Here is a 22,768-nt window from a genome sequence, read left to right on the forward strand (position 1 = left end):
CTGCCACGCTCGATCGTTCCGTTCTGTGCCTTTACGCGTACGCCGCCGCTGCCGTCGTCACCGATGACGTCGTCCGCCGCAACTCCGCCCACACCGTGCGCCCGAAATCGGGCCCCGCGTCGTGGACGCCCCACGCGCTGCTCACCGCGTCGACGAGAAGCAATCCCCTCCCGTGCTCATCGTCGGCCCCCCTGTGCACCGGGCGCGGCATCCCTGAACCGCAGCCCTCGTCACGTACGGCTATTCGCAGCTTCTCCGAATCCGCGCAGAGCTCGCAGATGATCCGCCGGCTCGCGGTGTGCACCACGGCATTGGTGACCAATTCGGAGAGAACGAGTGCCGCCGCGTCGCAGGCGTCGTCGTCGCGCACCGCCCACCCGTCCAGCTGCGTCCGCATCAGGCGTCTGGCCTGTGCGACGGAGCCCGGACGAGGTGCGAGGGCGAAACTGACGCAGACCTCGGCGCCCTCGGGCAACGCCTCGGCGAGATCGCCAGGACGGCCTTCGGTGGCTTCGGTTCGTAACGGCGCGGGCGGAGTCACGCTCTCCACTATCGCCCCGCCCAGAACACCTTGGCAAGACCCACTCTGAAAAGTGCACAGTGGCGTGTTCCTCCGAGACGGCACATGGCACACTGCTCGCTACAGCTCGCGGTGCGGTGTGAGTTGAGGCAACGCGGAGTCAGGTGGAGGTAGGAGACGTGAGCGAACCGCGGTCCGCGCCGACCGTCGGCCAGGTCGTTCTCGGTCGTCGCCTGCAGGACCTGCGCGAGAGCGCGGGCCTGAAACGCGAGGAGGCGGCGAAGATCCTGCGCGTCGCCCCGGCCACCGTCCGCCGGATGGAGACGGCCGAGGTCGCGCTGAAGATCCCGTATCTCCAGCTGCTCCTGAAGTCGTACGGAGTCGCGGACGACGAGGCGGACGCCTTCGTCATGCTCGCCGAAGAGGCCAACAAGCCCGGCTGGTGGCAGCGCTTCCACGACATCCTGCCGAACTGGTTCAGCATGTACGTCAGCCTGGAGGGGGCCGCGAGCCTCATCAGGTCGTACGAACCCCACTTCGTGCCGGGACTCCTGCAGACCGAGGAGTACGCGCGCGCGGTGATGCGCTCCGGCGCCATCGGCCAGACCCGGCCCGCGGACATCGAGCGGTACGTGGCGCTCCGGATGGAGCGTCAGGCGCTGCTCACGCGTGCGGACGCGCCCCGCCTGTGGGTGGTGATGGACGAGACCGCGCTGCGCAGGCCCGTCGGCGACGCGGACCTGATGCGGGACCAGGTCGACCGGCTCCTCGAAGCCGCCGAACTGCCCCATGTCACCCTGCAGGTCGCGACCTTCGCGGCGGGCCCGCATCCCGGCACGTTCGGACCGTTCGTGCTCTTCCGCTTCGCCATGGCGGAGCTGCCCGACATGGTCTACAGCGAGTACCTGACCGGCGCCGTCTACCTCGACGCGCGCACAGAGGTGGCGACCCACCTCGAGGTCATGGACCGCATGGCGGCGCAGGCCGCCACCGCACAACGCACGAAGGAGCTCCTCCGGGACCTCCGCAAGGAGCTGTGAACATGGACCGACACCGATCCGGAACGCGCCCTGCCGGTCCGCGTTCACCCGGGGCCCGCGACGACTCGCGCAGCGAGATCAGGGAGTCCCGGATCTACAACGGCATGCCCGCCCGCGACCTGGGCACCGAGGGCTGGCACAAGCCCTGGAGCGGCGGCAACGGCGGCAACTGCCTGGAAGCCATGAAGCTGGACGACGGACGCGTCGCCGTGCGCCAGTCCGCCGACCCCGACGGTCCCGCGCTCATCTACACCTACGGGGAGATCCACGCGTTCATCCAGGGCGCGAAGGCCGGCGAGGCGGACTTCCTGCTGTCGTAGCCGCCGTCCGCCTCCCTCGCCCCCGCTTGGAGTTCGCATGACCGACTCGTCGTACATCGACACCAGCAAGCCGCACCCCGCGCGGATGTACGACTGGTTCCTCGGGGGCAAGGACAACTACCCCGTGGACGAGGAGATGGGCCGGCAGCTCGTCGCCATGGACGGCCGGGTCCTGACGACGGCGCGGGCCAACCGCGCGTTCATGCAGCGCGCCACGCGCTGGCTCGCCTCCCAGGGCGTACGGCAGTTCCTGGACATCGGCACCGGCATACCGACCGAGCCGAACCTCCACCAGATCGCCCAGGGCATCGCCCCCGAATCCCGGATCGTCTACTGCGACAACGACCCCATCGTCCTCGCCCACGCGGAGGCGCTGCTGCGCTCGACGCCGCAGGGCGTCACCGAGTACATCCAGGCGGACTTCCGCGAGCCGGAGAGGATCCTCGAAGAGGCCTCGAAGGTCCTCGACCTCGAACGGCCCGTCGCCCTGTGCCTGGTCGCGCTGCTGCACTTCGTCGCGGACGAGGACGGCGCGTACGAGCTGGTGGAGCGGCTGATGCGGGCGCTGCCCGCCGGCAGCCACCTGATGCTGTCGCACGGCACGGCCGACTTCACCCCGGAGACGGCGAAAGAGGCCGGCGAGCTCTACAAGGCGCGCGGTCTGACGCTGGCGCTGCGCTCGCAGGCCGAGGTGGAACGCTTCTTCGAGAAGTACGAGCTGGTGGTGCCCGGCGTGGCGGTCCTCGACCGCTGGAAACCGGAACTGGGCGAGTGGACACCGGAGTCGGAGAACGGCCCCACACCGGGGTACGGAGCGGTGGCGCGCAAGCCCTGATGCCGCCCGGCCCTCGGTCGGACCAGGTCAGGTGAGGGCCAGGATGAAGGCGGCCGTCGCGGCGAGCGACGCGCCCGTGCGGACGTGGTTCCACACGGTCCACTCGCTGACGTACGTACGCCAGTACGCGGCGCCTTCCGCGCTGTCCGGGTCCACCTTCGCGAGGGCGTCGTTGCGCGGAATGTTCGCCACGACGGTCACCCCGAACGAGCCGACGACGTAGAGCGCGCTGCCGAGCAGCAGCTCGAAGGTGCCCTCGTCGGGCCAGAGCACGAACGTCACGACGGCCAGCACCACGCACAGCCCCGTCGCCCCCAGGAAGATGGCCATGAAGGCCGGGGTGACCGCGGAGACGTTGATGCGGTTCATCGCGGCGATGCCCTGGGCCGGAGGCAGCGCGGCGAGGCCCTTCATCACGAAGGTCGAGAACGCGGCGAAGACTCCGGCGGCGAGGCCGCAGGCGAGCGCCCCGAGCACGGTGAGCACGAAGTACGGTCCGTCGATCATGACAACTCCCGTGGGGACTGGGGCGGTTGCGCCCGATGGCGGGCGGGGCGAGTGATCCTCCAGGGCGGCGCCCCGTCACCACAAGTCAATTGCCACGGGTCGACGAATGCCATACGCGACGCTCGCGGCCGCATGCGCCGTCGTCTCGCACGGATCGGATTCCGGTTGTGACCCCGGATCGGGCCTCAAGGCTCGCGCCAGGCGCGCAGGGTCGACTGGACCGCGGCGGCGATCCGGCGCCGCGCCTCCCCGCGGGGCACTCCGCTCATCAGCAGCTCGTCGTAGGGCGTGGCCGTGTGGCGTACCGCCGCCGTGACCGCCGCCGTCACCGCGCTCTTCGACAGGGCCCGCCCCGCCGCGCTCCGCCCGACCCGGCCGCTGCCCCGCACCGACGCGTGCGCGGCGATGGCGTGGGCGCGGTCCAGGGGGCAGCCGGGGAAGAGCCGGTGGATCTCCGCGGCGAACGCCGCCGTGAACCGCACGTCCTCCGCGGCCCGGCGCGGCGCGTCCCTGACCCGGCGCCGCGCCCGGGCCTCCGCGTCCGCGAGGCAGCGCTCCTCGGCGCGGGCCAGCGCGGTCTCCTCGACGAGGACGCCCTGCCGCTCGTACCGGCCGCGGCGGCGGTGGAAACGGACGACGACCGCCGAGAGGCCGCTGCCCTCGCGGGCCCGACGGGTGAGCGCGGTGTCGCCGCGCGGCAGGTACACGAGGTGCCCGAGGTCGGCGCAGTCCAGGCAGCGTGGCTCGCCGCCCTCCAGGGCGAGCAGCGGGAGCGGTCCTGCGCCGCACTCCGCGCAGCACCGCCGCTTCAACGGCTGGACGACCAGAGGTCCGGCGGGAGGGTCGGGTGGGCTCGCCATGCCCGGTTCATCCCCGGGGCCGGTCCCCGCGAAGCGGCGCCGTTCTGCATCATGGGCCCGTGCGACTCGAACCGATCACCTGGGAACGACTGGCCGACACGCTCGCCGACCGCCTGCTCGACCTGAAACCGGCCGACGGGGGCTCCTGGCCGCGCGTCGCCGTCGACGGGGCGCCCGCCGACGGGGCGGGCGGCACCGGCGAGCTGGCGCACCGGGTGGCCGACGCGCTGCGGCTGCGGGGGCGGAGCGCCCTGGTGGTCGGCACGGAGGGTTTCCTGCGGCCCGCGTCGCTGCGGTTCGAGTACGGCCACGAGGACGTGGAGGCGTACTACAGCGGGTGGTTCGACACCGGCGCCCTGTGGCGCGAGGTCTTCGGCCCGCTCGACCCCGGCGGCACGGGACGCGTCCTGCCCGACCTGTGGGACCCGGTGGCCGACCGGGCGACCCGCAGCCCGTACGTGCGGCTGCCGCCCGGCGGCGTGCTGTTGCTGCACGGCCCGCTGCTCCTCGGCCACTGGTTCCCGTTCGACCTGACCCTGCACGTGCGGCTCTCGCCGGGCGCCCTGGCGCGCCGCACGCCGGAGGGCGAGCGGTGGACGCTGCCGGCCTTCGAGCGGTACGAGTCGGAGGTCGACCCCGCGGCGGCGGCTGACGTGGTGGTACGCGCGGACGATCCGCGCCACCCCGCGTGGCGGGAGTGAGGGCAGCACTCCGGATGCGTGCCCGTCGGCCCGCCGTGACAATGGGTGGGCCGGGACCAGGCGCGCCCTCGCGTCGCCGCTCCGCACACCGCCCGGCAACGGAGGCAGTGATGACCACCGCCGGAGACATCATGCACCGGGGTGCCCAGTGGATCCCGAAGCACGAGACCCTGGACCGCGCCGCGCAGCTGATGCGTGAACTCGACGTGGGCGCCCTGCCCATCAGCGACGAGAACGAACGGCTCTGCGGCATCCTCACCGACCGCGACATCGTCATCGGCTGTGTGGCGATGGGGCACGACCCGTCCCGGATCACCGCGGGCGAGATGGCCAAGGGCACCCCGCGCTGGATCGACTCGGGCGCCGACGTCGACGCGGTCCTGCGGGAGATGCAGGGCCACCGGATCCGCCGGCTGCCGGTGATCGAGAACAAGCGGCTCGTCGGCATGATCAGCGAGGCCGACCTGGCGGTCCACCTCACCGACGACCAGCTCGCGGGCTGGGTCGAGAGCGTGTACGCCAAGGGGTGACGTCGAGGGGAGCGGGACGGCCGGGGGAGCGGGACGGACGGCGGGGGGTCCGCCTCAGAGCCAGCCGTTCCTCCGGAAGCCGCGGTACAGCGCCACACAGGCCACCGCGATCAAGGACATGACCAGCGGATAGCCGAACCGCCAGTGCAGCTCCGGCATGTGGTCGAAGTTCATGCCGTACATGCCGCAGACCATCGTGGGGACTGCGATGACCGCCGCCCACGCGGTGATCTTCCGCATGTCCTCGTTCTGCGAGACCGTCACCTGGGCCAGATGCGCCTGGAGGATCGAGTTCAGCAGTTCGTCGAAGGCGGCGATCTGTTCGGTGGCCCGCTTCAGGTGGTCGTCGACGTCCCGGAAATACGCCTGTATCTCCGGGGCGATGACGCGCATCGGCTGCGTGGCGAGCACCTGGAGGGGGCGGCCGAGCGGCACCACCGCCCGCTTCAGTTCGAGCAGTTCACGCTTGAGCTGGTAGATGCGGCCGGGGTCGGTCCGGGCGCCGTCCGGGGCGAACACGTCGGTCTCCACCTGGTCGATGTCCGACTGCACGGCGTCGGTCGCCTCCAGATAGCCGTCCACGACGTGGTCCGCGAGGGCGTGCAGCACCGCGGCCGGGCCCTGGGCGAGCTGCTCGGGCGAGGATTCGAGCTCTTCGCGCATCGGGCCGAGCGAGCCGTGCCGGCCGTGCCGGACCGTGATGACGAAGTCCCGGCCGACGAAGACCATGATCTCGCCGGTGTCCACCACCTCGCTGGTGGCGGTCAGTTCGGTGTGTTCCACGTAGCAGACCGTCTTGAAGACGGCGAACAGCGTCTGGTCGTACCGCTCCACCTTCGGGCGCTGGTGCGCGTGGACCGCGTCCTCGACGGCGAGGGGGTGCAGTCCGAAGAGGTCGGCGATGTCGGCGAACTCCTCCTCCGTCGGCTCGTGCAGTCCCAGCCAGACGAAGCCGTCACCGGTCCTGCGGATGCGCTCCACCGAATCGACCAGGTCGCGGCCGGGCGGCTGGCGCACACCGTCCCGGTACGTCACGCAGTTCACCACCGACGAACCCAGCGGGGAGCGGGCCGGGTGGCTCAAATCGACACGCGTTCCGCGGCGGGCAAGCCGCGCGACCTTACGGAGGCCGCCGACCCCGCGCAGACCGCCGACCTTGCGCAGGCCGGTCACCTTGCGCAGATTGCCTGCCATCGACATGTGGGCTCCTCGCACCGACGATTTGGCGTGCCAGTCTGCCAGTACGGCGCGACGGCACGCGAAGGCCTGGGGGAACGGAGGACTCCGTTCCGGATTGTCCGGTTCTGCCTCCCGGGAGCAAGCGGGACAACTGGGATGATCGCGGCATGACGCGAATCGACGGTCACCTCCTCGACCCCCGGCAGTACCCAGGTCCCCGTGCGCTCTCCGACCACCGTCAGCTCTCCGACTCCGGGTCGTCAGGGGCGCGGTCGTGCTCCGACGCCTTCGCCGCGCTCTTCGACACCACGACCTTCGGACACGCCGAGCGCCTCGGCATCGGGCCGGGCTGGCGCTGCTGGGAGGTCGGGGCGGGTGGCACGTCCGTGATCTCCTGGCTCGCCAAGCGGGTCGGGCCCACGGGACGGGTCCTCGCGACCGACATCGACATCTCCTGGCAGACGCGTGCCGCGCGCTCGCCCCTGGAGGTGCGGATCCACGACATCGCGGCCGACCCGCCGCCCGTCGGTGGCTTCGACCTCGTGCACGCGCGGCTCGTGCTGGCCGACGTGGCCGACCGGGAGCGGGCGCTGGCGTCGATGCTCAGGGCGCTGCGGCCCGGCGGCAGGCTCCTCGTCGAGGAACCGGACTTCGCGCTCCAGCCGCTGGCCTGCCCCGACGAGCACGGGCCCGCCCAGGAGGCCGCGAACCGGCTGCGCCGAGGGGTGCACGCGCTTCTCACAGAGCGGGGCACGGACCTCGCGTACGGACGCAGGCTGCCCCGCCTCCTGCGCGACGCGGGTCTGCGTCAGGTGGCGTCCGACGTGTACTTCCCACTGGCCTCCCCGGCCGCCGCGGCGCTGGAAGCGGCGACGCTCCAGCACCTGCGCCCCGACCTCACCGCGGCGGGCCTGGCCACGTCCGAGGACATCGACCACCACGTGTCGACGGTGGCGACGGGCACCTTGGACCTGGCGACGGCACCCTTGGTGTCGGCCTGGGGCAGAAAGGCGTAGGGGGGGCGGGCGGCCGCCCCCGGGTGACCACCGGTGCGTGCGTGCCACCCGCTCGGGCTCCGCGGCGCAGTCTGCCGCCGGGCCGCGGGGAGCCCGCGGCGGAAGCGGCGTCGAGGACCTCGCCGCGGGTCGGTCGCCGCACGGCGTCACGCCCCCGTCGCCGGGTCCGGAGGTCTGCCGCCGGTCCGCTGCACCGCCCGCGCCCCCGCCTCGCATCCCGCCGTCACCGCCTCGCGCAGATCCGCCCCGGTCAGCCGCGCGGCCAGGAACGCGCCGGTGAAGGCGTCGCCCGCCCCCGTCGAGTCGCGGGGCCGTGCGAGGGGTGCGGGGACGCGGTGCAGGACCTCGCCGTTCCGGGCCACCAGTGCTCCCTCCGCGCCCAGTTTGACCACGACGGACGGGAAGTGGAGGCTCAGCTTCGCTGCCGCGTCCGCCGGGTCGGGCAGGCCGGTGAGGAGCTCCGCTTCGTCCCGGCTCGGCAGCAGGACCGCCACCCCGTCCACCGCGGACAGGAAGCGCTCCGGCCCCGTCTCCGCGAGGAACCCCGCCGACGCGGGATCCACGCTCACCGGCACCCCACGCGCGCGGGCCGCCGAGAGCGCCGCGCGGGCAGCCGCCCGGCCGGGCTCCGCGAAGAACAGGTACCCGGAGAGGTGCAGCAGGGCGACGCCGTCGAGGTCCCGGGACGACCAGTCGGCGGGGGACAGCCGCAGCGCGGCACCGCTGTCCGTGAGGAACGTCCGCTCCGCCGCGGCGCCCCCGTCCACCAGACAGATCACCGTCCCCGTCGGCGCCCCGGGGTCGACGACGAGCCGGGACCGCACCCCCGCGCGCGTGAGGGCCGCTTCGTGCCACGCCGCCGATTCGGCGCCGACCCGGCCGACGAACCGTACGTCGCGGCAGCCCCGATACACGGCCCAGCACGCCACGTTGGCGCCCGCGCCGCCCGGCACGGTGCGGATGGCCGCCGCGGTGTCGGTGCCCGGTACGAGCGCCGTACGGTGCCGGGCCACGATGTCGGTGACGACGTCCCCGACGACCAGCAGCGCGCCCGGTACGGCGCCGTCGGCCCGTCCGCTCAACGCCCCGCCCAGGCCGTCGCCACCCGCCCCGCGAGCCGCACGTTGCCGCGGACCGCCGCGAGGTTGGCCTCGAGCGACGCGCCCCGGTGCGTCGCACCAACTCGCCCAGCAGGAACGGCGTGATCGCCTGCCCGGTGATGCCCCGCTCCTCGCACGCCGTCAGCGCCTCGGCGAGCACGCGCGCGTGGAGCGCGGGATCGAGCTGTTCGGCGCGCGGCACCGGATTGGCCACGATGAGCGCCGAGTCGGGGCCGCCGAGCGCGTCCTGGGCCCGTATCACCTCGGCGACCTCGCCGGGCGTGCGCAGCGTCCAGTCCACCGGATGCCCGGAGTCGGCGAGGTAGAAGCCCGGGAAGCGGTCGGTCCCGTACCCCGCCACGGCGACGCCCAGCGTCTCCAGGCGCTCCAGCGTCGCCCCGACGTCCAGGATCGACTTCACGCCCGCGCACACCACCGCGATCCTCGTGCGGGCGAGCAGTCCCAGGTCGGCCGACTCGTCCTGCGCCTGCGTCCACTGCCGGTGCACCCCGCCGAGCCCGCCCGTGGCGAACACGCGCAACCCCGCGCGTGCGGCGAGCAGCGCCGTCGCCGACACCGTCGTGGCGCCGCTCGCGGCCGTCGCGACGGCGAGGGGCAGATCGCGGTGGCCGAGCTTGCGGATGCCGTCGTCGTTCGCGACGCGCTGCAACTGGTCCTTGGTCAGGCCGACGCGCGGGACGCCGTCCAGCACGGCGATCGTCGCCGGTACGGCACCCTCGTCCCGTACGACTGCTTCGAGTTCCTCGGCCACCTGGAGGTTGCGCGGCCTCGGCAGGCCGTGCGCGATGATCGTGGACTCCAGGGCCACCACGGGACGGCGCTCCGCGACCGCCGTCCGCACCTCTTCGGACACCACCAGCACGGGCCTGCCTCCTGCCTGTCGGGTCTCCCCTCATCCCTGGCGGGCGGTGCCTTCCGTCAAACCCCCGGCGGCGAGGGGCCTCCCGGCCCCGGGCTAGGGTGACCGGCCATGACCACGAATGATCAGACTGTTGCGTCTTTTGCCGTGCACATTCCGGACGTCGAGCTGGAGGTCGAGCCGCTCGACCCGGCCCAGATCGTTTCGGGAGACCCGGTCGTGACCGGCAAGGTGCTGTGGGAGTCCGCCGACGGCAAGCAGCTGCGCGGCATCTGGCAGATCACGCCGGGCGTGGTCACCGACACCGAGGCCAACGAGCTCTTCGTGGTCGTCAGCGGACGCGCCACCGTCGCCGTCGAGGGCGGCGACACCCTGGAGGTCGGCCCGGGCGACGCGGCCGTGCTGCGCGAGGGCGACCGCACGACCTGGACGGTGCACGAGACGCTGCGCAAGGCGTACCACATCACGCTCCCGTGACCGTCCTCAGCACGCTTCCGTGACCGTCCTCGCGCCCGCCCCGGCGCCGCGCCTCACGCTTTCTTGAGCGCCCGGCGCAGGGCGAGCGCGGCCATCGGCAGCAGCAGGCAGACGCCGACCAGGTTGAGCCAGCCGTAACTGGCGCGCGCGACGATCAGACCCGCGGCGGCGCCGCCGATGCCCGCCGCCGCGTTCATCGTCAGGTCCGAGAGCCCTTGCACGGCCGCCCGTGCGGGCGGCGGCACCGAATCGGTGAGCAGCGCCGAGCCGGAGACCAGGCCCGCGGACCAGCCGAGGCCCAGCACGAAGAGTCCGGCGGCGGTCTGGCCGTGGCTCGGCCCCGCCGTGCCGGCGAGCAGCGCGGCGCAGCACAGCAGTCCCACCGCGAGCCCGATCACGGAGAGCCTGCCGAACCGGTCGGCGAGCCACCCCATCACCGGCGAGAACGCGTACATACCAGCGATGTGGCCGCTGATGACCAGCCCCACCAGCTGCAGGCTCGCCCCGTGGTGTCCGAGGTCGACCGGGGTCATCACCATGATCGAGACCATCACGGTGTGCGAGGCGGCCACCGTCACGAGGGCGAGCCGCGCCATCGGCGAGGCGGCCACCGCCGCGATGCCCGCCTTCAGCGAACGGCTCTGTGCGGTGCCGCTCTCCTGGGGTGCCAGCGCACGGGCCGTGAGCAGCGGATCGGGCCGCAGCAGCACCGCCACCAGCACGGCGGCGGCCGCGAAGATCCCGGCGGCGAAGAGGAAGGGACCGGCCTCCTTCGGGATCGACGTGTCGGTGAAGACCCGGCTCGCGGGCGCGGAGATGTTCGGGCCCAGCACCGAACCGATCGTCGTGGCCCAGATGACGTGGGAGATGGCACGCCCGCGCCGGTCGGGCTCCACGAGATCGGCCGCGGCGAAACGTGCCTGCAGTGTCGCCAGCGAGCCCGCGCCGAAGGCCGCCATGCCGAGCAGCAGCAGCGGGAAGCTCTCGACGACCGAGGCACACACGACGAGTCCCGCGCCCAGCGCGCCGATCACATAGGCGAGGACGAGACCGGCGCGCCGTCCGCGCGCGTTCATCAGCGCGGCGAGCGGCAGCGAGAGAAGGGCCGTGCCCGCCACGGAGGCCGTCGGCGCGAGACCGGACAGGGCCTCTGTCCCGCTCACGTCGGTGGCCAGCATCGGAGCCAGGGCGATGCCGATCGGCACGCCCAGGCCTCCCAGGATCTGACTGGCGATCAGCACCGCGTTCGTGCGGCGGCGCAGGGCGGCGAGCGCCTCCGGGCCGGGTATGTCAGGGGCGTCGACGGTCGAAGTCACTGACGCAGTGTGCCAGGGGGGTCGCGCCCCCGGGAACGCTGAACCGGGTCAGAACAGTGGCTGGGGGAGCACCCCTTCGAGGGCGAGCAGCTGCCGCTTGGTCTCCAGGCCGCCTCCGAAGCCGCCTATTCCGCCGTCGCTCTCGACCACGCGGTGGCACGGCACCACGACCGGCAGCGGATTGGCGCCCATCGCGAGCCCCACGGCCTGGGCCGCGCCCGGACTGCCGACGCGGCGGGCGAGGTCCCCGTAGCCCACCACTGCCCCGTACGGCACCCCGTCCGCGAGTTCGCGCAGCACCTGGCGGTTGAAGCCGGTGACCATGGACCAGTCGAGCGGCAGCTCGAAGTCGTGCCGGTCGCCCGCGAAGTACTCCCGGAGCTGCGCCGTCGGCCCGGCGAGCAGGGGCGAGTCCGGTGCGTGGACCGGCTCGGCACCCAGGCGGGAGCCGAGCCGGTCCAGGGTCTTCTCGCGCACCGCCTCCGTGGCGTGGAAGCCCACGGTGACCAGGCCTTCGCCGGTCGCGACGAGCAGCAGCGGTCCGATGTCGCTGTCGACGACGGCCCACACGGCCGCACGCTGGTCCTGCGCCATGGCGTTCATGTCGACCACCGTACGACCGCCCACTGACAACGCGGGTCCGTCAGTCCTCGCGCAGCGCCTTGCGCACGACGTCCGGCGTGTTGGTGATGATCCCGTTCACGCCGAAGCCCGCGGCCCGCTTGGCGTTCGGGGCGTCGTTCACGGTCCACGTGAAGATTTCCAGCGGCTTGCCGTGCGGGCCCTTGAGGGCGTGGATCGCGGAGACGTACGCGGCCGAGATGGTCGTGTGCGACGAGTTGATCTGGTCGGCGAAGCGCGCGTAGGCGGGCAGCTCGGCGACCGACGGGGTGCCGAGGAAACCGGTCTTCACGTCGGGCCGCAGCTTGTGCACCGTCTTCACACTGTCCGCACTGAAGCTCTGGATGACCAGCTTGCTCTTCACGTGGTGCTTGTCGAGCCAGCCCTCGTTGCGCAGGACGCGCAGGCCCTGCTTCTCGATGCCGGGGTACAGCTCGGGCTTCTTGAACTCGAAGACCAGGCTCTGGTGGTTGTGCGAGACCCGGCGCATGTACTGCTTGAGGGTCGGGACGCGCTGCCCCGCGTACTTCTCGCTGAACCAGCTGCCCGCGTCGAGCTTGGCTATCTCGGCCGCCGTGAAGTCCTTGACCTTCCAGGGGGAGCGGCCGGGGTAGACCTCCTCGACGTTCGTCGTCCGCTTCAGGGTGTCGTCGTGCATGATCACCAGTTCGCCGTCCTTGGTGCGCTGGACGTCGTTCTCGACCCAGCGGAACCCCATGGCGCGGGCCTTGTCGATGGCCGCGAAGGTGTTCTCGGGGGCGTAGGCCGATGCGCCGCGGTGGGCGACGACCAGCGGCCGGTCGTGCTTGACGGTGCTCGGCGCCGGGGTCTGCGCGCTGGCGGTGGCGGTGGGGAGGACGAGTGCACCGGCTCCCAGAAGGGCAGCGGTGGTGGCGGCAGCACGTGCGTACACGGGTACTCCTCGCGTCGTGTGATCGCGGACCGCTTGAGAGTGACAGTCCACGGCCAACGGGAGACAGGTGCAGGATGGCCACAGGTTGAACGGAGTCGTCAAAGACGAGGACCCCGCGCGTGGGGATGGCGATTCTTTGCCGGAAAATCGTTCGTACGTTCCGGGCTGAGCTTTACTCTCAGCCTCAGCCGACGGTCTTTCAGATGGCCGCCGGCAGGGGGTGCATGGGGCGTATTCAGGGCATTTGGTCACAACAGGCGGAAGGGCTACCGGGCATGCAGGGCACGGTCGACGGGTTCAGCTACGGAGTCGTCACGCCGGTGGTGGCCTACCTCATGGCGTGTCTGGGAGGGGCGCTCGGGCTGCGCTGCACGACCAGATCGCTCCTCGTCGAGCACTCGTGGCGGCCCGGCTGGCTGGCGCTCGGCTCGGCCGCGATCGGCTCCGGGATCTGGACCATGCACTTCGTGGCGATGATGGGCTTCACCGTCGAGGAGGCCCCGATCCACTACGACAAGCCGCTGACCTTCGCGAGTCTCGCCGTCGCCATCGTCATGGTCGGCATCGGGATCTTCATCGTCGGCTACCGCGGCGCGACGGGCACCGCCCTCTTCACCGGCGGGACGGTCACGGGACTCGGCGTCGCCACCATGCACTACCTGGGTATGGCCGGTATGCGTCTGCGCGGGACGCTGGAGTACAACACCCTGACCGTCGCCGCGTCCGTGGTGATCGCCATGGTCGCCGCGACCGCCGCGCTCTGGGCGGCCGGACAGGTCAGAGGGATCCTGTGGAGCCTCGGTGCCAGCCTCGTCATGGGCCTGGCCGTGAGCGGCATGCACTACATGGGCATGGCGGGCCTCAGCGTCCATCTGCACGGCTCGGGTGCCGCCCCGCCCGGCGACTCGCCCGCCGAGATCCTCGCGCCCATGATGATCGGGCCGCTCGCCTTCCTGCTCCTCGCGGGCGTCATCGTGATGTTCGACCCGCTCATGGTGATGGGCGGCCAGGCGGACGTCAGGAACCCCGCGAACGGCAGCCGCACCCGGCAGGCCTACCCCGTCCCGCGCTCCGGCGACCGCCATGTGCCGGTCCCCCGCCGCAGGACCCGCCCCCGCTCCCGAACCCGCCCCGGCTCCCGCAGCCCGCAGAACTGGTGAGCCCGGCCCCGGCCGGCCGGGCCCCGCGGGACCGAACCGGGGCGCCGTCGGACGGCCGGTCCCGCCCCGTTGTCAGTGCGGGGTCGTACGGTGGATTCCATGCGGCCCGTATCCAAGATCGAACGCACGGTGGCACCTTTCGAGGTCGTCAGTCCGTACCAGCCCAGCGGCGACCAGCCGACCGCCATCGCCGACCTCGAGCGGCGCATCCGTGCGGGTGAGAAGGATGTCGTCCTGCTCGGCGCGACCGGCACCGGCAAGTCGGCCACCACCGCGTGGATGATCGAGAAGCTCCAGCGCCCCACCCTCGTGATGGCGCCGAACAAGACACTGGCCGCCCAGCTGGCGAACGAATTCCGCGAGCTACTGCCCAACAACGCCGTCGAGTACTTCGTCTCGTACTACGACTACTACCAGCCGGAGGCGTACGTTCCGCAGTCGGACACGTACATCGAGAAGGACTCCTCGATCAACGAGGAGGTGGAGCGTCTGCGCCACTCCGCCACCAACTCGCTGCTGACCCGCCGCGACGTGGTCGTGGTCGCCTCCGTCTCCTGCATCTACGGCCTGGGCACCCCGCAGGAGTACGTGGACCGCATGGTCCCCCTGAAGGTCGGCGAGGAGATCGACCGCGACCAGCTCCTGCGCCGCTTCGTCGACATCCAGTACACGCGCAACGACCTGGCCTTCACCCGCGGCACCTTCCGCGTCCGCGGCGACACCATCGAGATCTTCCCGGTCTATGAAGAGCTGGCCGTGCGCATCGAGATGTTCGGCGACGAGATCGAGGCGCTCTCCACGCTGCACCCGCTCACCGGCGAGGTCATCAGCGACGACGACCACCTGTACGTCTTCCCCGCCTCGCACTACGTAGCGGGTCCCGAGCGCCTGGAGAAGGCCGTCACCGGCATCGAGAAGGAGCTCACCGAGCGCCTCGCCGAGCTGGAGAAGCAGGGCAAGATGCTGGAGGCCCAGCGCCTGCGCATGCGCACGACGTACGACCTGGAGATGCTCCGCCAGATCGGCTCCTGCTCCGGCGTCGAGAACTACTCGATGCACTTCGACGACCGCGCCCCGGGCACGGCCCCCAACACCCTCCTCGACTACTTCCCGGAGGACTTCCTCCTGGTCCTGGACGAGTCGCACGTCACGGTCCCGCAGATCGGCGCGATGTACGAGGGGGACGCCTCCCGCAAGCGCACCCTCGTGGACCACGGTTTCCGACTGCCCTCCGCGTTGGACAACCGTCCCCTGAAGTGGGAGGAGTTCCTCGGCCGCATCGGGCAGACGGTCTACCTCTCGGCGACCCCGGGGAAGTACGAGCTCTCGCGCGGTGACGGCTTCGTCGAGCAGATCATCCGCCCCACCGGCCTCGTCGACCCCGAGGTCGTCGTCAAGCCCACCGAGGGCCAGATCGACGACCTGGTGCACGAGATCCGCACGCGCACCGAGAAGGACGAGCGCGTCCTGGTCACCACGCTCACCAAGAAGATGGCCGAGGACCTCACGGACTACTTCCTCGAGCTCGGCATCCAGGTCCGCTATCTCCACAGCGACGTCGACACCCTGCGCCGCGTGGAGCTCCTGCGCGAACTGCGGGCGGGGGAGTACGACGTCCTGGTCGGCATCAACCTCCTGCGTGAGGGACTCGACCTCCCCGAGGTCTCCCTCGTGGCGATCCTCGACGCCGACAAGGAGGGCTTCCTGCGCTCCGGCACCTCCCTGATCCAGACCATCGGCCGCGCGGCGCGCAACGTGTCCGGTCAGGTCCACATGTACGCCGACAAGATCACGCCGGCGATGGAGAAGGCCATCGACGAGACCAACCGGCGCCGCGAGAAGCAGATCGCGTACAACAAGGAGAAGGGCATCGACCCGCAGCCCCTCCGCAAGAAGATCAACGACATCGTGTCGCAGATCGCCCGCGAGGAAGTCGACACCGAGCAGCTCCTCGGCTCGGACTACCGCAAGGCGAAGGCCGGCAAGGCCCCGGTGCCCGCGCTCGGCGGCGAGGCGGCCAAGGCCGGCAAGGCCGCCGCGCCCGCCAAGGGCAAGGCGAAGGGCAAGAAGGGCGCGGAGACCGTCCCGACCGACCGCCCGGCCGCCGAGCTGGCCGAGCAGATCGACGAGATGACCGAGCGCATGCGCGCGGCCGCCGCCGACCTGCAGTTCGAGATCGCGGCCCGGCTGCGCGACGAGGTGTCTGAGATGAAGAAGGAGCTGCGGCAGATGCGGGAGGCGGGCCAGGCCTGAGGCTGTGTCGCCGGGGCCTGGAGAACACGCCTGGGGCCCGGGAAACGGCGTACTGCCCGGTCTGTTGCAAGACCGCCACAATGTGCGCCCCGGAGTGCTGCTTCGCAGGTCGGAGTGCATAAGGTGCTGGGCAACCGCAAGAGGCGGTTGCCCAGGCAGTTCGAGAGGGGACAGCGCGTGACGGTCAACATGACCAAGGGTCAGGCCATCAGCCTGCAGAAGGACGACGGGGGCGCCCTGACCGCGGTGCGCATGGGACTCGGGTGGCAGGCGGCTCCGCGCCGTGGCCTGTTCGGCTCGCGGACCCGTGAGGTCGATCTGGACGCCTCGGCGGTGCTGTTCGCGGACAAGCAGCCGGTGGACGTCGTGTTCTTCCGCCACCTGGTCAGCGACGACGGCTCGGTGCGGCACACCGGCGACAACCTCGTGGGCGGCGTCGGCGCGGGCGGGGACGACGAGGCGATCCTCGTCGACCTCCAGCGGATCCCCGTCCACATCGACCAGATCGTCTTCACGGTGAACTCGTTCACCGGCCAGACCTTCCAGGAGGTGCAGAACGCGTTCTGCCGTCTGGTCGACGAGACCAACGGCCAGGAGCTCGCGCGCTACACCCTGGACGGCGGCGGCCAGTACACCGCGCAGATCATGGCGAAGGTCCACCGGGCGGGCGCCGGCTGGCAGATGACGGCCATCGGCACCCCGGCCAACGGCCGCACCTTCCAGGACCTGATGCCGTCGATCCTGCCGCACCTGTAAAGCACGACAACAACAACCGGCGCCACCAGCAGCAACCAGCACCACGGCAGTAACCGGAGTCACACGAACGCCACCGGCTCCGCAAGCACCATCCGTACGTACAAGGGGGAACGAACGCGATGACGGCCGAGCTGGTGCGGGGGCAGAACCACCCGCTTCCCGGGACCCGCCTGGAGATCCGCGTGTCGGCGGGCCGCCCCGTCGTCGCGGGCGCCACGCTCGGCGACGACCGGGGCCGGGTCCACGGCGTGGAGTGGGTGGCCCACCCCGGTTCGCCCACCCTCCCGGGCATCGAGGTGTCCAAGCAGGCGGCCGCCGACCACCGGCTCGTCGTCGACCTCGGCGCCCTCAAGGACACCGTGCACCGCGTCAGCGTCCTGCTCGCGCTGCCCGTCGGCGTCGAGGGCCCGGCCACGTTCCGCGCCCTCGCGGCGCCCTTCGTCGCGGTCACCGGACTCGACGGCACCGAGATCGCCAGTTACACCATCACCGACCTGGACGCCGAGTCCGCCGTCGTCGCCCTGGAGCTCTACCGCCGCCAGGGTGCCTGGAAGGTCCGCGCCGTCGGCCAGGGGTACGCGGGCGGCCTCGCCGACATGCTCACCGACCAGGGCCTGCCCCAGGCCCGCGAGCTGGCCGCCGCCATCAACGAAGCGGTCGCCCAGGGCCTGGCCCGCTCCGTGGCCGCCCCGCCGCCCCGCCCCGCCGACGGCACCCGGGTGCGCACCGCCTCACAGGGCCAGGACGGCCGCTCGGCCCCGCCGCCCGAGGGCCACCCCGACGCCGCACCGGGCCACCCCGCGCGGCAGCAGGCCGACGACACCCCCCTCGCCCCCGCCGACCAGCCGAGCGGCGGCCCCGTCAACTACGCGCACCCGCGACGCCAGACCACAGCGCCCCCGCCGCCCCCGCCCGCCGTGCCGCCGGCCCGCCCCGGCGAGCCCGCCCAGCCCGTCGCGGGCGACGCCACCGGCTGGTCCATGGAGGAGCGGCTCTACAACCAGGTGTGGGGCATGTTCGAGGATTTGGCCCGCACCACGGCGGCGTACCGCAGCGCCGTCGACTTCGCCGACTCCCGCATGGAGCAGGAGCTCGACAAGGTCCTCTCCGACCCGCGCAGCCGCATCGGCGGCGCCGGTGACGCCGCGCGCGAGAGCGCCCGCGCCAAGCACGCCGACCTCGTCGCGCGGGCCAGGGCCGCCCTCGACCGCGACCTGGCCCAGCTCGCCGCCGAGGCCGACGTCGTCGAGCCCGCCCTGCCCCCGGCGTACGCGTCGTGGAGCAGTCCCGCCTGGCACGCCTACCGGGCGCCGATGGAGATCCCCATGGCGCTGCGCCTCGGCGACCTCCATCTGCCCGAGCGCGTCGACCTGCGGATCCCGATGCTCGTCCGGCTGCCGCTGGAGCGCGGCCTGTGGATCGACAGCGGCAAGGCCCTCACCAACTCCTTCACCGACTCCGCCGAGCTGCGCAGGCTGGCCATGGACACCGCCGTGGCGCACGCGGCGCGGCTCCTCGCGGCCTATCCGGCGGGCGAGTTCCAGGTGCACGTCATCGACGCGGCGGGTGCCGCCGCGTCCTCGCTCGCCCCGCTCGTGGAGGCCGGTGTGCTCGCCGGGCCCCCGGCCACCGGGGCGGCGGGCGTCGCGGACGTCCTCGGCGGGCTCACGCAGCGCGTGGACCTGGTCCAGATGGCCGTCCGAGGCGGTGCCGCCGACGCGCTGCCGCCGGATCTGGACATCGCCGAGCAGCTCCTGATCGTCAACGACTTCCCGCACGGTTTCGACGACCGCGCCGTGACCCAGCTGCGCTACCTCGCGGACGAGGGCCCGGCCGTCGGCGTCCACCTCATGATGGTCGCCGACCGCGAGGACGCCGCCGCGTACGGGCCGCTGCTCGACCCGCTGTGGCGTGCGCTGCTGCGGCTGACGCCGGTGCCCGACGACCACCTCGCCGACCCGTGGGTCGGGCACACGTGGACGTACGACCCGCCGGTGATCCCGCGGGGGAGCCAGATCCTGCGGCAGCTCCTGGACCGGGTCGCCACGGCCCGACGCAACGGCGGGCGTTGACGTCAAAGCGACTTTTGTGCCGCCCTGACCAGGGCTTTTGGCTCTTGTTTGCCGTCTCCTTTACCAATGCTTGGTATTTCGCGTACGCTTCTACCTGCGGAGGGGAGTACTCCCGGCTGCGACGTACCCGTCAATACGGACCGCCATCGGTCCCGGGGCGTCGGCCCGACACATGGCGGCGACCGCCTCGGGTGGAAGAGACCTCCGGCAGCGACGACGCTGATCAGTAGCCGTACGACGCCGGAGGCGCAGTGGACGTTTCAATGACCCTGTGGGTGACGACCGTTCTCGGTCTGTGTGCCCTGATCGCGGTCGACTTCTTCATCGGGCGCAAGCCCCATGACGTGTCGATCAAGGAAGCCGGAATCTGGACGATCGTCTGGATCGTCCTCGCGGCGCTCTTCGGACTCGGCCTGCTGATCGCGGGCGAGAGCCAGGCGTCGGGCGAGTTCTTCGCCGGCTTCATCACCGAGAAGTCCCTCTCCGTGGACAACCTCTTCGTCTTCATCCTGATCATGGCGAAGTTCTCGGTCCCCTCCCACCTGCAGCAGCGCGTGCTGCTGTTCGGCGTGCTCATCGCCCTGGTGCTGCGTGCGATCTTCATCGCCGCCGGCGCCGCGGTGATCGCCAACTTCTCGTGGGTCTTCTACATCTTCGGCGCGTTCCTGATCTACACCGCCTGGAAGCTCATCCAGGAGGCCCGCGCCGACGAGGAGGAAGAGGACTGGGAGGAGAACCGCCTCCTGAAGTCCATCGAGAAGAAGTTCGGCGTCTCGGACCGGTACGAGGGCACGAAGCTGTTCGTCAGGAAGAACGGCAAGAAGATCATGACGCCGCTCATGGTCGTCATGCTCGCCATCGGCACCACCGACGTGCTCTTCGCGATGGACTCCATCCCGGCGATCTTCGGCCTCACCCAGGACCCGTACATCGTCTTCACCGCGAACGCCTTCGCCCTGATGGGCCTCCGCCAGCTGTACTTCCTCATCGGCGGACTCCTCAGGAAGCTGGTCCACCTCAGCTACGGCCTGTCGGTGATCCTCGGCTTCATCGGCGTGAAGCTCGTCCTGCACGCCCTGCACGAGAACGGGGTGCACGTCCCCGAGATCTCCATTCCCGTCTCGCTGGGCGTCATCTGCGGCGTCCTGGTGATCACCACGATCACCAGCCTCATCGCCTCCAAGAAGCAGGAGCAGCAGGCGGCCGCCGAGGCCGGGGACGACGCCCGCAAGGACAGCGTCGAGGCCTGACGGCACCCCTCCCGCCCCTCACCGGGCGGGAGGCACCGAGTAGCGGCACCAGAGCGCCCGGGGCAGCATCGAGTCATGGTCACTCGGCTCCGGGCGCTCGGCATGCAGTGGACGGCCGTGGTGCCGGTCCTCGCCATCGTTCTCCTCGCCCTCACCTGGGGGCGGGACCTGCCCGGCGTGGTGGTCGCCGTGGTGACGCTGATCCTCGCGGGGGCGGTGCTCGCCGCCGTCCACCACGCCGAGGTCATCGCGCACCGGGTGGGCGAACCCTTCGGCTCACTCGTCCTCGCGGTCGCCGTCACGATCATCGAGGTGGCGCTGATCGTCACCCTCATGGCCGACGGCGGCGACAAGAGCACCACCCTCGCGCGGGACACCGTCTTCGCCGCCGTGATGATCACCTGCAACGGCATCGTCGGGCTCTGCCTCCTGGTGGGCGCCCTCCGCCATCGCGTCGCCGTCTTCAACCCCGAGGGCACCGGCGCCGCCCTCGCCACCGTCGCGACGCTGGCCACGCTCTGTCTGGTCCTGCCGACCTTCACCACCACCAAGCAGGGCCCCGAGTTCTCCACGGCCCAGCTCACCTTCGCCGCGGTCGCCTCGATCGTCCTCTACGGCATCTTCGTGACCACCCAGACCGTGCGGCACCGCGACTACTTCCTGCCCCTCACCAAACAGGGCGAGGTCATCGACACCGACAGCCACGCCGAAGGCCCCTCCTCCAAGGAGGCGCTGCTGAGCCTGGGACTGCTCGGGCTCGCGCTGGTCGGAGTGGTCGGCCTGGCCAAAGGCGTGTCCCCGACGATCGAGTCGGGTGTGGAGAGCGCCGGCATGCCGCACGCCGTCGTCGGTGTGATCATCGCGCTGCTCGTGCTGCTCCCGGAGACCATCGCGGCCGTGCGCGCCGCCCGCCGCGACCGCGTCCAGACCAGCCTGAACCTCGCCCTCGGCTCGGCGATGGCCAGCATCGGACTGACCATCCCGGCCGTCGCCATCGCCTCCGTATGGCTGTCGGGACCGCTCGTGCTGGGGCTCAGCTCGACCCACATGGTGCTGCTCGCGCTCACCGTGATCGTCGGCACCCTGACGGTCGTGCCCGGACGCGCCACGCCGCTCCAGGGCGGCGTCCACCTGGTGCTGTTCGCGGCGTTCCTGGAACTCGCCGTCACCCCGTAGCGGCGGCCGGATCGGGAACCGGGACGGGACGGGTCTCGGGCAGCAGCGCGAAGCAGCCGAGGCTCAGCAGCGCGACCCCCGTCAGATACGCGGCCACGCCCCACGGCGTCCCGTCCCCCTGCGCCGCCGCCGTCGCCACGATCGGGGTGAGCGCGCCGCCGACCACCCCGCCGAGGTTGTAGCCGACCGCGGCGCCCGTGCACCGCATCCGGGGCTCGTACAGCTCCGGCAGATACGCGCCGATCACCGCGAACATCGTGATGAACGCGAGCATCGCCACCAGGAACCCGGTGAACATCAGCAACGGCTGCCCGGTCGAGAGCAGCGCGATCATCGGGAACATCCACAGGGCCGTCGCGGCGCACCCGAGCAGACACAACGGCCGCCGCCCGTAACGGTCGCCCAGCACGGCGACCACCGGCGTCAGGGCGCCCTTCACCACGACCACCGCCATGATGCAGCCGAGCATGACGGTGCGGCTGACGCCGAGTTCCTCCACCCCGTACGAGAGCGACCAGGTCGTCACGGCGTAGAACACCGCGTATCCCACCGCGAGCGCGCCCGCCGTCAGGAGGACGAGGCGCCAGTGGCCGCGCACCACTTCGGCGAGCGGCACGCGCGCGTGCTCGCGCAGGCCGAGGAAGTCCGGGCTCTCGGCGAGCGAGCTGCGCAGCGCGAGGCCCACGGCCACGAGCAGCCCCGCGACCCAGAACGGCACCCGCCACCCCCAGGCCGCGAACTGGGCCTCGGTGAGCGTGGCGGACAGGGCCAGCATGATGCCGTTGGCGAGCAGGAACCCGACCGAGGGTCCGACCTGCGGGAAGCTCGCCCACAGCCCGCGCCGCTCGGCGGGCGCGTGCTCCGCGGTCAGCAGCACGGCACCGCCCCACTCGCCGCCGAGCCCGAGCCCCTGCAGAAAGCGCAGGACGAGAAGGAGCACGGGTGCGGCGATCCCGATCGACTCGTACGTGGGGACGCAGCCGACGGCGACCGTGGCGACGCCGGTGAGGAGCAGCGACGCGACGAGGACGGGCCGCCGTCCGTGCCGGTCCCCGATGTGCCCGAAGAGGACGGACCCCAACGGGCGCGCGACGAACCCCACTCCGAAGGTCGCGAAGGCGGCGAGGGTTCCGGCGAGCGGCGAGAAGGTCGGGAAGAACAGCGGCCCCAGGACCAGCGCCGCCGCCGTCCCGTAGATGAAGAAGTCGTAAAACTCGATGGCGGTCCCGGCGAGCGAGGCGGCCGCGAGACGCGGCAGTGAGGGTGGTGCGGTTCGGTGCATGCCG

Annotated in this window: 22 protein-coding genes and 1 pseudogene; 13 read left to right on the forward strand and 10 right to left on the reverse strand. The window is 71.7% G+C overall.

Features of this window, described 5'->3' with window-relative positions; all coding sequences use genetic code 11:
• Positions 1–31: 31 nt before the first annotated feature.
• Positions 32–541 carry an ATP-binding protein gene (locus DEJ48_RS29595; RefSeq protein ID WP_223832249.1) on the reverse strand — a complete coding sequence of 170 codons (510 nt, stop codon included), beginning with the start codon at positions 539–541 and terminating at the stop codon, positions 32–34.
• Between the two features lie 158 nt (positions 542–699).
• On the opposite strand from DEJ48_RS29595, the gene DEJ48_RS29600 reads away from it, so the two are divergent.
• From DEJ48_RS29600 to DEJ48_RS29610, 3 genes are read left to right on the forward strand one after another with little or no spacing between them, the layout of a single operon-like run.
• Positions 700–1,560: a helix-turn-helix domain-containing protein gene (locus DEJ48_RS29600; RefSeq protein WP_150219253.1), complete on the forward strand. Its 861-nt coding sequence runs from the start codon at positions 700–702 to the stop codon at positions 1,558–1,560.
• A gap of 2 nt (positions 1,561–1,562) precedes the next feature.
• On the forward strand, positions 1,563–1,880 hold the full coding sequence (locus tag DEJ48_RS29605) for a DUF397 domain-containing protein (protein WP_150219254.1): 318 nt from the start codon (positions 1,563–1,565) through the stop codon (positions 1,878–1,880).
• Between the two features lie 37 nt (positions 1,881–1,917).
• Positions 1,918–2,715, forward strand: a complete 798-nt coding sequence (locus DEJ48_RS29610) for an SAM-dependent methyltransferase (RefSeq protein ID WP_150219255.1) — start codon at positions 1,918–1,920, stop codon at positions 2,713–2,715.
• Positions 2,716–2,742: 27 nt separating this feature from the next.
• Here DEJ48_RS29610 and DEJ48_RS29615 read toward each other — a convergent pair whose 3' ends face one another.
• Positions 2,743–3,222, reverse strand: coding sequence for a DUF1772 domain-containing protein (locus DEJ48_RS29615; protein WP_150219256.1), 480 nt, complete (start codon positions 3,220–3,222; stop codon positions 2,743–2,745).
• A 185-nt stretch (positions 3,223–3,407) separates the two neighbouring features.
• Positions 3,408–4,082, reverse strand: coding sequence for a DUF2293 domain-containing protein (locus DEJ48_RS29620; protein WP_150219257.1), 675 nt, complete (start codon positions 4,080–4,082; stop codon positions 3,408–3,410).
• A 59-nt stretch (positions 4,083–4,141) separates the two neighbouring features.
• Between DEJ48_RS29620 and DEJ48_RS29625 the strand changes: the two genes are divergently transcribed.
• Both DEJ48_RS29625 and DEJ48_RS29630 read left to right on the forward strand, forming a co-directional pair.
• The gene (locus DEJ48_RS29625) at positions 4,142–4,783 is read left to right on the forward strand and encodes a uridine kinase (RefSeq protein ID WP_150219258.1); all 642 of its coding nucleotides are present in this window, start codon (positions 4,142–4,144) and stop codon (positions 4,781–4,783) included.
• 110 nt (positions 4,784–4,893) lie between these two features.
• Complete coding sequence (locus DEJ48_RS29630) at positions 4,894–5,313, forward strand: CBS domain-containing protein (RefSeq protein WP_150219259.1); 420 nt, start codon at positions 4,894–4,896, stop codon at positions 5,311–5,313.
• A gap of 54 nt (positions 5,314–5,367) precedes the next feature.
• On the opposite strand, the gene DEJ48_RS29635 is transcribed toward DEJ48_RS29630, so the two are convergent.
• Entirely contained in the window at positions 5,368–6,513 is a 1,146-nt protein-coding gene (locus DEJ48_RS29635; RefSeq protein WP_150219260.1) for a magnesium and cobalt transport protein CorA, read from the reverse strand.
• A gap of 146 nt (positions 6,514–6,659) precedes the next feature.
• Between DEJ48_RS29635 and DEJ48_RS29640 the strand changes: the two genes are divergently transcribed.
• Positions 6,660–7,508 (forward strand): methyltransferase domain-containing protein, encoded by an 849-nt coding sequence (locus DEJ48_RS29640; RefSeq protein ID WP_150219261.1) that lies wholly within the window; start codon positions 6,660–6,662, stop codon positions 7,506–7,508.
• A gap of 146 nt (positions 7,509–7,654) precedes the next feature.
• Here DEJ48_RS29640 and DEJ48_RS29645 read toward each other — a convergent pair whose 3' ends face one another.
• On the reverse strand, positions 7,655–8,590 hold the full coding sequence (locus tag DEJ48_RS29645; RefSeq protein WP_150219262.1) for a carbohydrate kinase family protein: 936 nt from the start codon (positions 8,588–8,590) through the stop codon (positions 7,655–7,657).
• Positions 8,587–9,491: pseudogene (locus tag DEJ48_RS29650) on the reverse strand (pseudouridine-5'-phosphate glycosidase). Before DEJ48_RS29650 ends, DEJ48_RS29645 begins: the two are co-directional and overlap by 4 nt.
• A gap of 108 nt (positions 9,492–9,599) precedes the next feature.
• Between DEJ48_RS29650 and DEJ48_RS29655 the strand changes: the two are divergent.
• A complete protein-coding gene (locus DEJ48_RS29655; protein WP_150219263.1) occupies positions 9,600–9,965 on the forward strand; it encodes a cupin domain-containing protein in 366 nt (121 codons plus the stop codon).
• Positions 9,966–10,018: 53 nt separating this feature from the next.
• Here the strand turns inward: DEJ48_RS29655 and DEJ48_RS29660 are convergent, their stop codons facing one another.
• From DEJ48_RS29660 to DEJ48_RS29670, 3 genes are read right to left on the reverse strand one after another with little or no spacing between them, the layout of a single operon-like run.
• Positions 10,019–11,281, reverse strand: a complete 1,263-nt coding sequence (locus DEJ48_RS29660) for an MFS transporter (RefSeq protein ID WP_150219264.1) — start codon at positions 11,279–11,281, stop codon at positions 10,019–10,021.
• A gap of 48 nt (positions 11,282–11,329) precedes the next feature.
• A complete protein-coding gene (locus DEJ48_RS29665) occupies positions 11,330–11,884 on the reverse strand; it encodes a methylated-DNA--[protein]-cysteine S-methyltransferase (protein WP_150219265.1) in 555 nt (184 codons plus the stop codon).
• Positions 11,885–11,924: 40 nt separating this feature from the next.
• Complete coding sequence (locus tag DEJ48_RS29670) at positions 11,925–12,815, reverse strand: glycerophosphodiester phosphodiesterase (RefSeq protein WP_150219266.1); 891 nt, start codon at positions 12,813–12,815, stop codon at positions 11,925–11,927.
• 275 nt (positions 12,816–13,090) lie between these two features.
• On the opposite strand from DEJ48_RS29670, the gene DEJ48_RS29675 reads away from it, so the two are divergent.
• The 6 genes from DEJ48_RS29675 (at position 13,091) to DEJ48_RS29700 (ending at position 21,482) form a co-directional block, all read left to right on the forward strand.
• A complete protein-coding gene (locus DEJ48_RS29675) occupies positions 13,091–13,975 on the forward strand; it encodes an MHYT domain-containing protein (protein WP_150219267.1) in 885 nt (294 codons plus the stop codon).
• A gap of 99 nt (positions 13,976–14,074) precedes the next feature.
• A complete protein-coding gene (gene uvrB, locus DEJ48_RS29680; RefSeq protein WP_150219268.1) occupies positions 14,075–16,228 on the forward strand; it encodes an excinuclease ABC subunit UvrB in 2,154 nt (717 codons plus the stop codon).
• Positions 16,229–16,405: 177 nt separating this feature from the next.
• A complete protein-coding gene (locus tag DEJ48_RS29685) occupies positions 16,406–16,984 on the forward strand; it encodes a TerD family protein (protein WP_150166557.1) in 579 nt (192 codons plus the stop codon).
• 119 nt (positions 16,985–17,103) lie between these two features.
• Complete coding sequence (locus DEJ48_RS29690) at positions 17,104–19,056, forward strand: TerD family protein (protein ID WP_150219269.1); 1,953 nt, start codon at positions 17,104–17,106, stop codon at positions 19,054–19,056.
• A 251-nt stretch (positions 19,057–19,307) separates the two neighbouring features.
• Complete coding sequence (locus DEJ48_RS29695) at positions 19,308–20,306, forward strand: TerC family protein (protein ID WP_150219270.1); 999 nt, start codon at positions 19,308–19,310, stop codon at positions 20,304–20,306.
• Positions 20,307–20,381: 75 nt separating this feature from the next.
• Positions 20,382–21,482: a calcium:proton antiporter gene (locus tag DEJ48_RS29700; protein ID WP_150219271.1), complete on the forward strand. Its 1,101-nt coding sequence runs from the start codon at positions 20,382–20,384 to the stop codon at positions 21,480–21,482.
• On the opposite strand, the gene DEJ48_RS29705 is transcribed toward DEJ48_RS29700, so the two are convergent.
• Positions 21,472–22,764, reverse strand: a complete 1,293-nt coding sequence (locus DEJ48_RS29705; RefSeq protein WP_190537672.1) for an MFS transporter — start codon at positions 22,762–22,764, stop codon at positions 21,472–21,474. The two genes, DEJ48_RS29700 and DEJ48_RS29705, sit on opposite strands and share 11 nt — an antisense overlap.
• Positions 22,765–22,768: the final 4 nt, after the last annotated feature.

Source organism: Streptomyces venezuelae (assembly GCF_008642315.1).
Taxonomy (GTDB): Bacteria; Actinomycetota; Actinomycetes; order Streptomycetales; family Streptomycetaceae; genus Streptomyces; species Streptomyces venezuelae_D.